The sequence below is a fragment of the Kluyvera ascorbata genome (assembly GCF_023195735.1).
In the GTDB taxonomy this organism is placed as follows: domain Bacteria; phylum Pseudomonadota; class Gammaproteobacteria; order Enterobacterales; family Enterobacteriaceae; genus Kluyvera; species Kluyvera ascorbata.
On sequence record NZ_CP096201.1, the window covers coordinates 1,551,254 to 1,565,524 of the forward strand.

Genomic DNA, 14,271 nt, shown 5'->3' on the forward strand with positions numbered 1-14,271 from the left:
CGGAGCGAGGTCACTTTCCTATCTGACCGGAGAAATATTTATTTCCCCGAAAAATTTATCTTCCAGGCATAACGGCAGCGCCGGATATTCCATCAGCACCGGCTGCAACTGACCCTTATCGCCCGGTACAAGACGAAAGCCGGTTTTCATGGCAACAACGTGATGCCGTTTGCCATAAATATCTTCCATGGCGTACGCCATCACGGAGAATGGCGTCAGATTACGAAATTCCATTTATTACGTTCCTGACCAGTAAAATAAAGCGTGTTTATTTATATTTCCTGGTTATCTGATATATGAATGGAAATAATTTAATTGCAGCGAGCTGTTGATTAGAAAGTCTTTTGAATGCAGGTGTTGTGAGGTGTGTCAGTATTATCGGATTTTATATTATATTTATCATATGGTTTTGTTTGCATGAGTGAAATCATTATTCAATGTGGTGATTGATATTGTTAATTATATTTGTGGTTTTATATTTTGTGACTTAATTAATATTTACTATGAATAATTGACAGCGCTCTTTGCTCCGTTTATTACGCCAGAACGCGGGTCTGACTCTGCATCAGACAACTCAACTTTACCAGCTCATGGCTGGATTCTGACACTGCCTTTTCAGGCCATTTTAATCATATGGAGAACATGAACCGATAGCGAGGTGAATCTGGATGAATGTGATCCGTTCATACAACCGCATCCCCCTTAACAATCCCCGCTGCCCGCAGGGAAATCGGTGTTTCACACCGCGCTCACCTACGAACTCCAGCTTGCGGCACGGTGAAACTCGAGATTACTCGGCCCATTTATGGACCTTGCCCCTTCGGGGTCAACGCAAGCGTTGTTCAAATTTACTCCCGGTAATGTTGTTCTGTCTCGGTTCGTTTCAATCCGCCATCCCTGGCGCATTGACCTTGTCTTCCACTCTCCGGCTCGCCGGTTTCCAGCAGAGGCTTCATCGTTCCAGTAATCGATTAGATGATGCAGTGATGCCCAGATGCTGAGCTTACAGCAGCACCCAAAGTAGCACCGCCACCACAATCAGCACCACAAAGGCCAACCCAGGCCGTGCCGACAGCGACTTAATCGAGGTAATCATCGGCGCAAACGGGGCGTAAATCGGCTGAATATTACGCGCTTCCAACACCTGCGCCTCGGCATGTGCCACGCGCTCACGCTCAATACGCTTGAGGAAAAGCAGATTAAGCAACTCCTGAACCTGAACGGGGGTCAGCACCGTTTGCGGCGTAATATTCCAGCTCTGCTGCCCGTAATCACGCAGCACCTGAAACTCCTGATCGCCCAGCGGTTGCTTAAGCGCCGCCTGAAGAACGTTAAGCGTAGGCGCAGGGTGCGTGCTCAGCGTCAATCGTGCTTGCAGCAACGTCACCAGCGAAGTGAAATATTTAGCGGGAATAAGCTCGCTGGTTTTAACCGGCGAAAATTCCTGAAGCGACTGCCACAACGGCTTATTGGCCTCGCTGGAAGGTGTTTGCGCTTTATCTGAATAGAGCGCCTCGGGCTTCACGCTGGCGAGCTCTATCAGCGACTGCCAGATTTGCTTGCTCGGCTCACCGGTGGCCGCAGAAAGCTTGCCAACCAGCTGATTGAGCGTGGTGTACTCCGCTGGGAGAAGCGGGCGGTCGGTCGCCGGGCGCTGCTGCGGTTGAGGAATAGAAAGCTGGCCACGCTGGAGTAGCTGCAGCACATTTTTAAGCTGCGGCAGCGTTAGCTGGTTCAACGCGGTTTGCCCGTACTGCTGGCGAATAAAATCGCTGACGGCCTGACGGTTGTTTCCCTGGCCCAGCAGCTCGGTCAACTGAGACAGCGTTTGTCTCATGCTGAAGTTCTGCTCGGCAGTACCGATGCGCTGATTTAAATTCTGTTCCGCTGCCGGGAAGTGACGCGACAGCAACGGCGTATCGCTTTTCACGCCCAGATCGTGCTTCACGCCAGCCCATACCTCAGCATTTTGCTGTGAGGTCATCGTGATAAGGCGCGTGATCAAGCGTTCCAGCACGGTGCGTTGCTGGAGACTCAGCGGTTGCTCTCCAGCATTGGAAAGCGGTGTAGGGCCGGCCCCCGGAGGGCGCGCAGGCATACCTGAGATGGGTTGCGTCATGATTATTCCTTTCTGCAAAGCGGTACTGATGCCAGGCGCGAGTATTCCTGGCGGCAAGATTATGGCACACTTCCCCGGTTTACTCTCGCTCTCAGACAGGTACTGAACCGTGAAAATCCTTGTTGATGAAAATATGCCCTACGCCCGTGAGCTTTTTAGCCGCCTGGGCGAGGTGAGGGCTGTTCCTGGCCGTCCGATTCCGACCGACGCGTTAACCGATGCCGATGCGCTAATGGTGCGCTCGGTAACGAAGGTGAATGAAGCGCTGCTCGGTGACAAGGCGATTAAATTTGTCGGTACGGCGACGGCGGGCACCGACCACGTCGACCAGTCGTGGCTGACCCAGGCGGGGATTGGCTTCTCCGCAGCACCTGGCTGTAACGCGATTGCCGTGGTGGAATATGTTTTCTCGGCGCTACTGATGCTGGCCGAACGAGACGGCTTTGCGCTGGCTGACCGCACCGTTGGTATTGTCGGGGTGGGTAACGTGGGCGGTCGTCTGCAAAAGCGCCTTGAGGCGTTGGGCATTAAAACCCTGCTCTGCGATCCGCCGCGTGCGGACAACGGCGACGAAGGCGATTTCCGCTCGCTCGACGAACTGGTTGCTGAAGCTGACGTTATCACTTTCCATACGCCTCTCTATAAAGAAGGGCAGTACAAGTCTCTGCATCTTGCCGATGAAGCGCTGATTCGCCGCCTGAAGCCGGGGACGATTCTGATCAACGCCTGTCGTGGCCCGGTCGTCGATAACGCTGCGCTGCTGAAATGTCTGGAAGAAGGACAGAATCTTAGCGTCGTGCTGGATGTCTGGGAACCCGAGCCTGATCTCAACCTGGCGCTGCTTGATAAAGTGGATCTGGGCACCTCGCATATCGCAGGTTACACGCTGGAAGGCAAAGCGCGCGGCACCACCCAGGTGTTTGAAGCCTACAGTCAGTTTATCGGTCAACCGCAGGAAGTGGCGCTCTCTACGCTGCTGCCCGCGCCGGAGTTTGGCCGTATTAGCCTGCACGGTCCGCTCGATCAGCCTACGCTGAAAAGACTGGTCCATTTGGTGTATGATGTGCGCCGCGATGACGCGCCGCTGCGAAAAGTGGCGGGGATCCCGGGCGAATTTGACAAACTGCGCAAAAATTATCTCGAGCGTCGTGAGTGGTCATCATTAACCGTTGAGTGTGATGATGCCGATGCCGCCGAGCTGCTGCAAAAACTCGGGTTTAACGCCGTACATTGTTAATGTCTTCTTAATCACTCTGCTGGATACTCCGGCAGAGTCGCTTTTTCTGGAGTAAATCACCATGTCTGAAGGCTGGAATATTGCCATCCTGGGCGCAACCGGCGCCGTAGGCGAAGCCCTGCTTGAAACCCTTGCTGAACGTCAGTTCCCGGTGGGTGATATCTATGCGCTGGCGCGCACCGACAGCGCGGGCGAACATCTGCGTTTTAACGGTAAATCGGTCAGGGTGCAGGACGCCGCAGAGTTCGACTGGACTCAGGCTCAGCTGGCATTCTTTGCCGCGGGTCAGGAAGCGTCGGCAAGCTATGCCGAAGAAGCCACCAACGCAGGCTGCCTGGTTATTGACCTCAGCGGTCTGTTTGCGCTGGAGCCGGACGTGCCGCTGGTCGTTCCGGACGTGAACCCGTTCGTAATGGCAGATTACCGCAACCGTAACCTGATCGCCGTAGCCGATAGCCAGACCAGCCAGCTGCTGGCCGCGCTGAAGCCGCTGATTGATGACGGTGGCCTGTCGCGTATCAACGTGACCAGCCTGATCTCCGCCTCCGCGCACGGCAAGAAAGCCGTTGATGCGCTGGCAGGGCAGAGTGCCAAGCTGCTGAACGGTATTCCGATTGATGAAGATGATTTCTTTGGTCGTCAGTTGGCGTTCAACATGCTGCCGCTGCTGCCGGACCGTGAAGGGAGCGTGCGCGAAGAGCGTCGTATTGTCGACCAGGTGCGCAAAATCCTGCAGGACGAAGGCCTGATGATCTCTGCAAGCTGCGTGCAGTCGCCGGTGTTCTACGGCCACGCGCAGATGGTGAGCTTTGAAGCCATGCGCCCGCTGTCTGCGGAAGAAGCGCGTGATGCTTTCTCCCGTGGCGAAGACATCGTGCTGTCTGAAGAGGGGGAATTCCCGACTCAGGTTGGCGATGCGACCGGCAGTGCGCATCTCTCTATCGGCTGCGTACGCAACGATTACGGCATGCCGGAGCAGGTTCAGTTCTGGTCCGTTGCCGATAACGTTCGCTTTGGCGGCGCGCTGATGGCGGTCAAAACCGCTGAAAAATTGGTGCAGGAGTATCTGTACTAATGTCTGACATGGAGCAACTGCCGGTCTATCGAATTGCGCTGGGTATTGAGTACGACGGCAGCAAATACTACGGCTGGCAGCGGCAAAACGAAGTGCGCAGCGTGCAGGAGAAGCTCGAAAAAGCGCTCTCGCAGGTGGCCAACGAGCCTATCAACGTCTATTGCGCCGGGCGTACCGACGCGGGCGTTCACGGCACGGGCCAGGTGGTGCACTTTGAAACCCACGCGTTGCGTAAAGACGCCGCATGGACGCTGGGTGTAAATGCGAATTTACCTGGTGACATCGCGGTGCGTTGGGTGAAAGCTGTTCCCGACGATTTTCACGCCCGCTTTAGCGCGACGGCGCGTCGCTACCGCTACGTCATCTATAACCACCGGCTGCGTCCGGCGGTGTTGGGCCAGGGCGTGACGCATTGTCACCAGCCGCTGGATGCGGAGCGGATGCACCGCGCCGCACAGAGTCTGCTGGGCGAGAATGACTTCACCTCGTTTCGTGCGGTGCAGTGCCAGTCGCGTACGCCATGGCGTAACGTTATGCATATCAACGTGACGCGCTATGGCAACTATATTGTGGTGGACATTAAAGCAAACGCCTTTGTGCATCACATGGTAAGGAATATTGTTGGCAGCCTGATGGAAGTTGGCTCAGGAAACCAGCCGGAGAGCTGGATTGCAGAACTGCTGGCGGCAAAAGACAGGACGCTTGCCGCCGCAACGGCAAAAGCGGAAGGGCTGTATCTGGTGGCGGTAGACTATCCCGCCCACTTTGAACTGCCCGCCGCGCCTATGGGCCCGCTTTTCCTGGCGGACTAACGAAGTCATTTAGGGCTAAGACAATATGGATCTCATCCGTTTTTTGATTGATTTCATCCTGCACATTGATGTGCACCTGGCGGAGCTGGTTGCGCAGTACGGCATCTGGGTTTACGCCATTTTGTTCCTGATCTTGTTCTGCGAAACGGGGCTGGTGGTGACGCCGTTCCTGCCGGGCGACTCGCTGCTGTTTGTTGCCGGTGCCTTGTCGGCGCTGCCAACCAACGATCTCAACGTCCATCTGATGGTGGTGCTGATGGTCATTGCAGCGATTGTCGGCGATGCGGTGAACTACACCATTGGTCGGCTGTTTGGTGAGAAGCTCTTTAGCAACCCGAACTCGAAAATCTTCCGTCGTAGCTACCTCGACAAAACCCATGCGTTCTACGATAAGCACGGCGGAAAAACCATTATTCTGGCGCGATTTGTGCCTATCGTCAGAACATTTGCGCCATTTGTGGCGGGAATGGGCCATATGTCCTATCGTCATTTTGCTATCTACAACGTGACCGGTGGGCTGCTGTGGGTGCTGTTGTTCACCTACGCGGGCTACCTGTTTGGCGATCTGCCGGTGGTTCAGGAAAACCTGAAGCTGCTGATTGTTGCCATCATCGTGCTGTCGATATTGCCGGGCGTGATTGAAGTGATTCGTCACCGTCGCAAGGCAGCAAAACAGGCAAAATAAACCCTGCACGCAGGGCACGATTCAGCCGTGCCCTGTTACGACATGTTTCGCGGTTCGACCACTTTTTTATGCCAAGTTTCGGGCTGTTATGTTTTAATGTGCAACATTCATGGTCTATGAGGGGCAAAAGTGGCATTATGCGCGCCCCCTTATGGCAAAACTGGCATCGACCAGGTTCAGGCAGAAAGGTTATCAATGAGCTGGATTGAACGAATTAAAAGCAATATCACACCTACCCGTAAGGCGAGCATCCCGGAAGGGGTGTGGACCAAATGCGATAGCTGTGGTCAGGTTCTGTATCGCGCTGAGCTGGAGCGTAACCTCGAGGTTTGCCCGAAGTGCGATCATCACATGCGTATGTCAGCGCGTAATCGCCTGCATAGCCTGTTAGATGAAGGGTCCCTGGTAGAACTGGGTAGTGAACTTGAGCCGAAAGACGTGCTGAAGTTCCGTGACTCTAAAAAATACAAAGACCGTCTGGCATCTGCTCAGAAAGAGACAGGTGAAAAAGACGCGCTGATCGTAATGAAAGGCACCCTGCACGGTATGCCGGTTGTCGGTGCGGCCTTTGAGTTCTCCTTTATGGGCGGCTCAATGGGTTCTGTTGTCGGTGCGCGTTTTGTCCGTGCCGTTGAACAGGCGCTGGAAGACAACTGCCCGCTTATCTGCTTCTCCGCTTCCGGCGGTGCGCGTATGCAGGAAGCGCTGATGTCACTGATGCAGATGGCGAAAACCTCTGCGGCGCTGGCGAAAATGCAGGAACGCGGTTTACCGTACATCTCCGTGCTGACCGACCCAACCATGGGTGGCGTCTCTGCGAGCTTCGCGATGCTGGGCGACCTGAACATCGCTGAGCCGAAAGCGCTGATTGGCTTTGCCGGTCCACGCGTTATTGAACAGACCGTTCGTGAGAAACTGCCGCCGGGCTTCCAGCGCAGTGAGTTTCTCATCGAGAAGGGCGCTATCGACATGATCGTTCGCCGCCCGGAAATGCGTCTGAAGCTTGCCAGCATTCTGGCGAAGCTGATGAATCTCCCGGCACCGAACCCGGACGCGCCGCGCGAAAGCGTGGTGGTACCACCGGTACCGGATCAGGAAGCAGAGGCCTGATAATCCAAAGGGCAGGGCCGGGTGGCTCTGCCCTTTTTGCTTTTACTCACCGCTGTTGGAAGTTGCGACACCATGGACAAACATCTTATTCCTCAGGCCACGTCGCCCCTGGCTACGTGGCTTTCTTATCTGGAAAATCTTCACTCCAAAACTATCGATCTCGGCCTGGCGCGCGTAAGTCAGGTGGGCGGGAATCTGGACGTGCTGAAGCCAGCGCCGTTTGTCTTTACCGTTGCAGGTACGAACGGCAAGGGCACCACCTGCCGCACGCTGGAAACTATCCTGATGGCGGCGGGCTACAAGGTGGGGGTTTACAGCTCCCCACATCTGGTTCGCTACACCGAACGCGTGCGTGTGCAGGGCGCTGAACTGCCAGAAAGCGCCCACACCGCCTCGTTTGCGGCGATAGAAGCGGCGCGTGGCGAAACATCGCTTACCTATTTTGAGTACGGTACGCTTTCAGCGCTGTGGCTGTTTAAGCAGGCTGCGCTGGATGTGGTGATTCTGGAAGTGGGTCTGGGCGGGCGCCTGGATGCCACTAACATTGTGGATGCCGACGTTTCTGTCGTCACCAGCATCGCGCTGGACCACACCGACTGGCTGGGGCCGGACCGTGAAAGCATTGGCCGCGAAAAAGCGGGTGTGTTCCGCGCTCATCGTCCGGCGGTAGTCGGAGAGCCGGATATGCCGCACACCATTGCCGATGTGGCTCGCGAAAAAGGCGCGCAGCTGCTGCAGCGTGACGTTGACTGGCGCTATAGCGTTGAAGGTGATAGCTGGACCTTCAGCGACGCGCAGGGCGAACTGCGTAACCTGCCGCTGCCAAACGTGCCGCAGCCTAACGCCGCCACGGCGCTTGCCGCGCTGCGTGCCAGCGGGCTGAAGGTGAGCGAGGAGGTTATCCGCGAAGGTATTGCCAGCGCGATTCTTCCTGGCCGTTTCCAGACCATCCAGCTTGAGCCGCGGGTGATTCTTGACGTGGCGCATAACCCGCACGCCGCGGCCTATCTTGCTGGGCGTCTCAAATCATTGCCGAAAACCGGGCGAGTGCTGGCGGTTATTGGTATGCTGCATGATAAGGACATCGCCGGTACGCTGGCGTGTCTGGAAGACGTTGTGGATAGCTGGTACTGCGCGCCGCTTGAAGGGCCGCGCGGTGCGACGGCGGAACAGCTGTGCGAACATTTGCGCGCTGGTGCCATTTATAGCAATGTGGCACAGGCGTGGCATGCGGCCATGGCTGATGCAGCGCCTGAAGATACGGTGCTGGTGTGTGGTTCGTTCCACACGGTAGCGCATGTGATGGAAGTGTTGGACGCGGGGAGTGCCGGTGGCAAGTAAGTTTCAAAACCGTCTCGTCGGGACGATTGTATTAGTCGCGCTGGGGGTCATTGTGCTGCCAGGGCTGCTTGACGGGCAAAAAAAGCATTATCAGGATGAGTTTGCAGCCATCCCGCTGGTGCCGAAACCGGGCGATCGCGATGAGCCAGATATGCTGCCGACGGCGACGCAGGCCCTGCCTGCTCAACCGCCTGAAGGCGCGGCTGAAGAGGTGAGGGCGGGCGATGCCGCTGCGCCGTCGCTGGATTCCAGCCGTCTGTCAGTTAGCGGCAACGGCGAGCTCGAGCAGATCCCGCCTGCGGCTGAACTGCCAAAGCCTAAACCGGTAGAAAAACCGAAGCCGCAGCCAAAACCGCAACCAGTGACTGAACAGGTTGCGGCAACGACGCCACCGCCGAAAGCCGCACCGGAAGAGAAACCGGCGCCGGTAGGCAAAGCGTATGTGGTGCAGCTTGGTGCATTGAAGAATGCGGATAAAGTGAACGAAATAGTGGCGAGTCTGCGCGGTGCGGGTTATCACGCCTACACGTCGCCTTCGACGCCCGTTCAGGGTAAAATCACCCGCATTCTGGTTGGCCCGGATGCCTCGAAAGATAAGCTGAAAGGCTCACTTGGTGAGTTGAAGCAGCTGTCGGGGCTGAGTGGCGTAGTGATGGGATATACGCCGAACTAAGGCGTAGGTTTTCTCCCTCACCCCTGAGGGGCGAGGCCTGAACAACGCCAAAAGCCACCCAAAAACGATGGCGTTGAATATTTTTTCAGCGCCATTTTTTATTTACGCCGGGGAAGGAAATCCCTACGCAAACGTTTTCTTTTTCTGTTAGAATGCGCCCGAACTGGATGACAGGGCGTAAAATCGTGGGACGTATATGGTCTGGATTGATTACGCCATTATCGCGGTGCTGGGCTTATCCTGCTTGGTAAGCCTCATCCGCGGCTTTGTTCGTGAAGCATTATCGTTGGTGACATGGGGCTGTGCCTTCTACGTTGCCAGCCATTACTACACTGACCTGTCTGTCTGGTTTACGGGCTTTGAGGACGAACGGGTTCGAAATGGGATTGCTATTGCGGCGCTGTTCATCGCGACGCTCATCGTCGGCGCTATCGTCAACTTTGTGATAGGTCAGCTGGTGGAGAAAACCGGTCTGTCGGGTACAGACAGGGTATTGGGGATCTGCTTCGGCGCGCTACGTGGGGTGCTGATCATCGCCGCTATCTTGTTCTTCCTTGACACCTTTACCGGAATGTCCAAAAGCGATGACTGGCAGCATTCGCAGTTTATTCCCTATTTCTCGCCGGTTATCAGATGGTTTTTTGAATACCTTCAAAGCTCGTCAAGTTTCTTGCCCAAAGTATAAGCTTTGGGTCGTTGCTTAACGAGGAAAAGACGTATGTGCGGTATTGTCGGTATCGCCGGTGTCATGCCGGTTAACCAGTCGATTTATGATGCGCTAACGGTGCTGCAGCACCGTGGACAGGATGCCGCTGGCATCATCACCATTGATGCCAACAACTGCTTCCGCTTGCGTAAAGCGAACGGTCTGGTGAGCGATGTCTTTGAAGCCCGCCACATGCAGCGTATGCAGGGCAACATGGGTATTGGCCACGTGCGTTACCCAACGGCGGGCAGCTCCAGCGCGTCTGAAGCCCAGCCTTTTTACGTCAACTCCCCGTACGGTATTACGCTTGCGCATAACGGCAACCTGACCAATGCGCACGAGTTACGTCAAAAGCTGTTTGAAGAAAAACGCCGTCACATTAACACCACCTCCGATTCTGAAATCCTGCTCAATATCTTTGCGAGCGAGCTGGATAACTTCCGTCACTATCCTCTGGAAGCGGACAACATCTTCGCCGCCATCGCCGCTACCAACCGCCAGATTCGCGGTGCGTATGCATGCGTAGCGATGATTATCGGCCACGGCATGGTCGCTTTCCGTGACCCTAACGGCATTCGTCCACTGGTATTGGGCAAGCGCGATATCGGCGACGGTCGCACCGAATATATGGTGGCTTCTGAAAGCGTGGCGCTGGACACCCTCGGCTTTGAATTCCTGCGCGACGTTGCGCCGGGCGAGGCGGTTTACATTACCGAAAATGGCCAGCTGTTCACCCGTCAGTGCGCTGACAACCCGGTGAGCAACCCGTGCCTGTTCGAGTACGTCTACTTCGCGCGTCCGGACTCCTTTATCGACAAGATTTCCGTCTACAGCGCCCGTGTGAACATGGGGACCAAGCTTGGCGAGAAGATTGCACGTGAATGGGAAGACCTCGATATCGACGTAGTGATTCCGATTCCGGAAACCTCCTGCGATATCGCGCTGGAGATTGCCCGTATTCTCGGCAAACCATACCGCCAGGGCTTTGTGAAAAACCGCTACGTGGGCCGTACTTTTATCATGCCGGGCCAGCAGCTGCGTCGTAAGTCCGTTCGCCGCAAGCTCAACGCTAACCGGGCTGAGTTCCGCGATAAGAACGTGCTGCTGGTGGATGACTCCATCGTGCGCGGGACCACCTCTGAGCAGATTATCGAGATGGCTCGTGAAGCTGGCGCGAAGAAAGTTTATCTGGCTTCCGCCGCGCCGGAAATTCGTTTCCCGAACGTCTACGGTATCGACATGCCAACCGCCACCGAGCTGATTGCTCACGGGCGTGAAGTGGATGAGATTCGCCAGATAATCGGCGCTGACGGGCTTATCTTCCAGGATTTGGACGATTTGATTGACGCGGTACGCGCGGAGAACCCGGATATTCAGCAGTTCGAATGCTCGGTGTTCAACGGTGTGTACGTGACCAAAGATGTCGACCAGAGCTATCTTGATTTCCTCGACTCTCTGCGTAACGACGACGCGAAAGCGGTGCAGTTGCAGAATGAAGTGGAAAATTTAGAGATGCATAACGAAGGGTAAATGTTCGGGGATTTTCCCCGCATTACTTTCGCTCGACCGGGCTACGTGGGGTGCGTAGCCCGGCCGAGGCGTTTTTACGCCTCGTCCACCCAAATCCGCATTTCGCCTTCGCCACGGTTGGCCCAGCTAAACCACGGGATAAAGGTTAACGACTGCTTCTCCACCGCCGTCTGGCGATTATCAAAGCTGATGACCGATAGCGACGTATTACAGTTGCGTCTGGCGCCGTAATCCGGCAAAGTTTGCCCCATTATGGCTACAGGGCGGTTCGTGTGAAACGACTCATCATTGGTATTTCCGGCGCAAGCGGCGCTATTTACGGCGTACGGTTGCTGCAGATACTGCAAACGGTAGCGGATGTCGAAACGCATCTGGTGATGAGCCAGGCGGCGAGGCAAACGCTGGCACTGGAGACGGATTTTTCGCTGCGCGATGTTCAGGCGCTGGCGGATGTGGTGCACGATGCGCGAGATATTGCCGCGAGCATCTCTTCCGGGTCGTTCAAAACCGCTGGTATGGTTATCCTGCCGTGCTCGATAAAAACGCTCTCCGGTATTGTAAACAGCTACACCGACGGCCTGCTGACTCGTGCTGCCGACGTGGTGCTGAAAGAGCGCCGTCCGCTGGTGCTGTGCGTTCGCGAAACGCCGCTGCATCTGGGCCATCTGCGCCTGATGACCCAAGCGGCGGAGATCGGTGCGGTGATCATGCCGCCGGTCCCGGCGTTTTATCATCGTCCGCAAACGCTGGACGACGTGATTAACCAGACCGTTAACCGCGTGCTCGATCTTTTCGATATCGAACTCCCAGAAGATCTCTTTACCCGCTGGACCGGTGCATAGCTCTGCGCCCATGTTGTGCACGATGTCGATTTCGCCCTGTTTCAGGGCAATTCTGTAACACCGATCAAATCCTCGATATTTAATTATCCCGTTTGCACTTTTGTGCTCGATTTATACGTAGCGGCTGATATCTTTCCTGATGATCACCTCTTGTTATCTTTTTATTAACATATTTAACATTGTTTATTTTGCAGGGTTAAAGATGGCACGGAAGATGCAAAGTAGGTCTTGCAGACACAACACAACATAACTATTAGCAGTTAACGACATCACGGTTTAATAGGGGAACGTATGAAAAAGACGGTTCTGGCTCTCTCTTTGCTGCTGGGTCTCAGCAGCGCCTCTAGCGTATTTGCTGCACTGCCACAGAGCATCCGCATCGGTACCGATGCCACCTACGCGCCGTTCTCATCGAAAGATGCCAAAGGCGATTTTGTTGGCTTTGATATCGATCTGGGCAACGAAATGTGTAAACGCGCCAGCATCAAGTGTACCTGGGTTGGCAGCGATTTTGACGCGCTGATCCCGTCACTGAAGGCGAAGAAAATTGACGCGATCATCTCTTCGTTGTCGATCACCGAAAAACGCCAGCAGGAGATTGCCTTCTCCAACAAGCTGTACGCTGCGGACTCCCGCCTGATTGCCGCTAAAGGCTCCCCGATTAAACCGACGCTGGACGGGCTGAAGGGCAAGCACATCGGCGTGCTTCAGGGTTCAACGCAGGAAGCCTACGCCAATGAAAACTGGCGTAGCAAAGGCGTGGACGTGGTGGCGTATCAAAACCAGGACTTGATCTACGCCGATTTGGCCGCAGGCCGTCTGGACGCGGCATTGCAGGATGAAGTGGCTGCAAGCGAAGGCTTCCTGAAACAGCCTGCCGGTAAAGATTTTGAGTTTGCTGGCCCATCGGTTAAAGATAAAAAATTCTTTGGCGACGGCACTGGCGTTGGGCTGCGTAAAGATGACGTGGAGCTGAAGGCGGCATTTGATAAAGCGTTAGCTGAACTGCGTGCCGATGGCACCTACGACAAGATGGCGAAGAAGTATTTTAACTTTAACGTCTACGGCGACTAATACGCCGTATGTATCATCATGGTGCATGAATGTTGCTGTGCACCATGATGGTGCGTTTTTTGTTCGAAAGTTGCGCGAGGTTGCATAATTAAGCATTTTTAATGAGAAAAAAGCCAGGCTGAAGGGCAGAATGCTTTGCCTTGAAGGGCCGAAAGATGGCACGATAACCGCTCAGATTATTTCTAAAAAACACACAAGAATCACAGCTTGTAGAGGATGATTATGAAAAAACTGGCGTTGTCTTTTTCTCTGGTATTAGCGCTTGCTTCTGCATCAAGCGCATTTGCAGCAATCCCGCAAAAAGTGCGTATCGGTACCGACCCTACGTATGCACCGTTCGAATCAAAGAATGCACAGGGTGAATTAGTGGGTTTCGACATTGACCTGGCAAAAGAGCTGTGTAAGCGCATCCAGGCACAATGTACCTTCGTGGAAAACCCGCTGGACGCCCTGATCCCCTCGCTGAAAGCGAAGAAAATCGATGCCATCATGTCATCGCTGTCGATCACTGAAAAACGCCAGCAGGAAATCGCCTTTACCGACAAACTCTACGCCGCAGACTCTCGTCTGGTGGTGAAAAAGGGTTCCCCAATTACGCCTGACCTCGCCACGCTGAAAGGCAAGCGCGTGGGCGTACTGCAGGGTACCACTCAGGAAACGTACGGTAACGAACACTGGGCGCCGAAAGGTATTGAAATTGTCTCCTACCAGGGACAGGACAATATCTACTCTGACCTGACCGCTGGTCGTATTGACGCAGCATTCCAGGATGAAGTGGCGGCGAGTGAAGGTTTCCTGAAACAGCCTATCGGTAAAGACTACCAGTTCGGCGGCCCGTCGATTAAAGACGTTAAGCTGTTCGGGGTCGGTACCGGTATGGGTCTGCGTAAAGACGACACCGAGCTGTTAAACGCGCTGAATAAGGCGTTTGCTGATATGCGTGCCGACGGCACCTACGACAAGCTGGCGAAGAAGTACTTCGATTTTAACGTATACGGCGAGTAATCATCACGAGTAACCCATCGTTTCGCACGCACGAAACGATGGGCGTAAAGACAGGACTGGCA

Annotated in this window: 14 protein-coding genes and 1 pseudogene; 12 read left to right on the plus strand and 3 right to left on the minus strand. The window is 54.9% G+C overall.

What is annotated here, in order from left to right; all coding sequences use genetic code 11:
• Nucleotides 1-18 precede the first annotated feature (18 nt).
• Nucleotides 19-234, minus strand: coding sequence for a hypothetical protein (locus MY052_RS07365; RefSeq protein ID WP_248538465.1), 216 nt, complete (start codon nucleotides 232-234; stop codon nucleotides 19-21).
• 769 nt (nucleotides 235-1,003) lie between these two features.
• Nucleotides 1,004-2,119, minus strand: a complete 1,116-nt coding sequence (locus MY052_RS07370) for a flagella biosynthesis regulator (protein WP_202217517.1) — start codon at nucleotides 2,117-2,119, stop codon at nucleotides 1,004-1,006.
• Nucleotides 2,120-2,228: 109 nt separating this feature from the next.
• Here MY052_RS07370 and pdxB point away from each other — a divergent pair, with 109 nt between their 5' ends.
• From pdxB to purF, 9 genes are all read left to right on the plus strand, one after another.
• Complete coding sequence (gene pdxB / locus MY052_RS07375) at nucleotides 2,229-3,356, plus strand: 4-phosphoerythronate dehydrogenase PdxB (RefSeq protein WP_248538466.1); 1,128 nt, start codon at nucleotides 2,229-2,231, stop codon at nucleotides 3,354-3,356.
• Between the two features lie 61 nt (nucleotides 3,357-3,417).
• Nucleotides 3,418-4,431, plus strand: coding sequence for an aspartate-semialdehyde dehydrogenase (locus tag MY052_RS07380; RefSeq protein WP_035892524.1), 1,014 nt, complete (start codon nucleotides 3,418-3,420; stop codon nucleotides 4,429-4,431).
• Entirely contained in the window at nucleotides 4,431-5,243 is an 813-nt protein-coding gene (truA, locus tag MY052_RS07385) for a tRNA pseudouridine(38-40) synthase TruA (protein ID WP_248538467.1), read from the plus strand. The genes MY052_RS07380 and truA overlap by 1 nt, the downstream gene beginning before the upstream one ends.
• Nucleotides 5,244-5,268: 25 nt before the next feature.
• Entirely contained in the window at nucleotides 5,269-5,928 is a 660-nt protein-coding gene (locus MY052_RS07390) for a DedA family protein (protein WP_035892522.1), read from the plus strand.
• Nucleotides 5,929-6,123: 195 nt separating this feature from the next.
• Nucleotides 6,124-7,038: an acetyl-CoA carboxylase, carboxyltransferase subunit beta gene (gene accD / locus MY052_RS07395; protein ID WP_248538468.1), complete on the plus strand. Its 915-nt coding sequence runs from the start codon at nucleotides 6,124-6,126 to the stop codon at nucleotides 7,036-7,038.
• 72 nt (nucleotides 7,039-7,110) lie between these two features.
• Nucleotides 7,111-8,379 (plus strand): bifunctional tetrahydrofolate synthase/dihydrofolate synthase, encoded by a 1,269-nt coding sequence (gene folC / locus MY052_RS07400; protein ID WP_248538469.1) that lies wholly within the window; start codon nucleotides 7,111-7,113, stop codon nucleotides 8,377-8,379.
• Entirely contained in the window at nucleotides 8,369-9,052 is a 684-nt protein-coding gene (gene dedD / locus MY052_RS07405; protein WP_035892530.1) for a cell division protein DedD, read from the plus strand. Before folC ends, dedD begins: the two co-directional genes overlap by 11 nt.
• Before the next feature lie 196 nt (nucleotides 9,053-9,248).
• Nucleotides 9,249-9,737, plus strand: coding sequence for a colicin V production protein (gene cvpA / locus MY052_RS07410; protein ID WP_035892519.1), 489 nt, complete (start codon nucleotides 9,249-9,251; stop codon nucleotides 9,735-9,737).
• Between the two features lie 33 nt (nucleotides 9,738-9,770).
• The gene (purF, locus tag MY052_RS07415; RefSeq protein WP_035892518.1) at nucleotides 9,771-11,288 is read left to right on the plus strand and encodes an amidophosphoribosyltransferase; all 1,518 of its coding nucleotides are present in this window, start codon (nucleotides 9,771-9,773) and stop codon (nucleotides 11,286-11,288) included.
• A 74-nt stretch (nucleotides 11,289-11,362) separates the two neighbouring features.
• On the opposite strand, the pseudogene MY052_RS07420 reads toward purF, so the two are convergent.
• Nucleotides 11,363-11,443, minus strand: a pseudogene (locus tag MY052_RS07420) (hypothetical protein); the annotation flags it as partial.
• A 117-nt stretch (nucleotides 11,444-11,560) separates the two neighbouring features.
• Between MY052_RS07420 and MY052_RS07425 the strand changes: the two are divergent.
• The 3 genes from MY052_RS07425 to hisJ all read left to right on the plus strand — a co-directional run bounded on the left by MY052_RS07425 (nucleotide 11,561) and on the right by hisJ (nucleotide 14,209).
• A complete protein-coding gene (locus MY052_RS07425) occupies nucleotides 11,561-12,130 on the plus strand; it encodes a UbiX family flavin prenyltransferase (RefSeq protein ID WP_202217521.1) in 570 nt (189 codons plus the stop codon).
• 291 nt (nucleotides 12,131-12,421) lie between these two features.
• Nucleotides 12,422-13,204, plus strand: coding sequence for a lysine/arginine/ornithine ABC transporter substrate-binding protein ArgT (gene argT, locus MY052_RS07430; protein ID WP_035892516.1), 783 nt, complete (start codon nucleotides 12,422-12,424; stop codon nucleotides 13,202-13,204).
• Nucleotides 13,205-13,426: 222 nt separating this feature from the next.
• Nucleotides 13,427-14,209 (plus strand): histidine ABC transporter substrate-binding protein HisJ, encoded by a 783-nt coding sequence (gene hisJ / locus MY052_RS07435; protein WP_035892515.1) that lies wholly within the window; start codon nucleotides 13,427-13,429, stop codon nucleotides 14,207-14,209.
• Nucleotides 14,210-14,271: the final 62 nt, after the last annotated feature.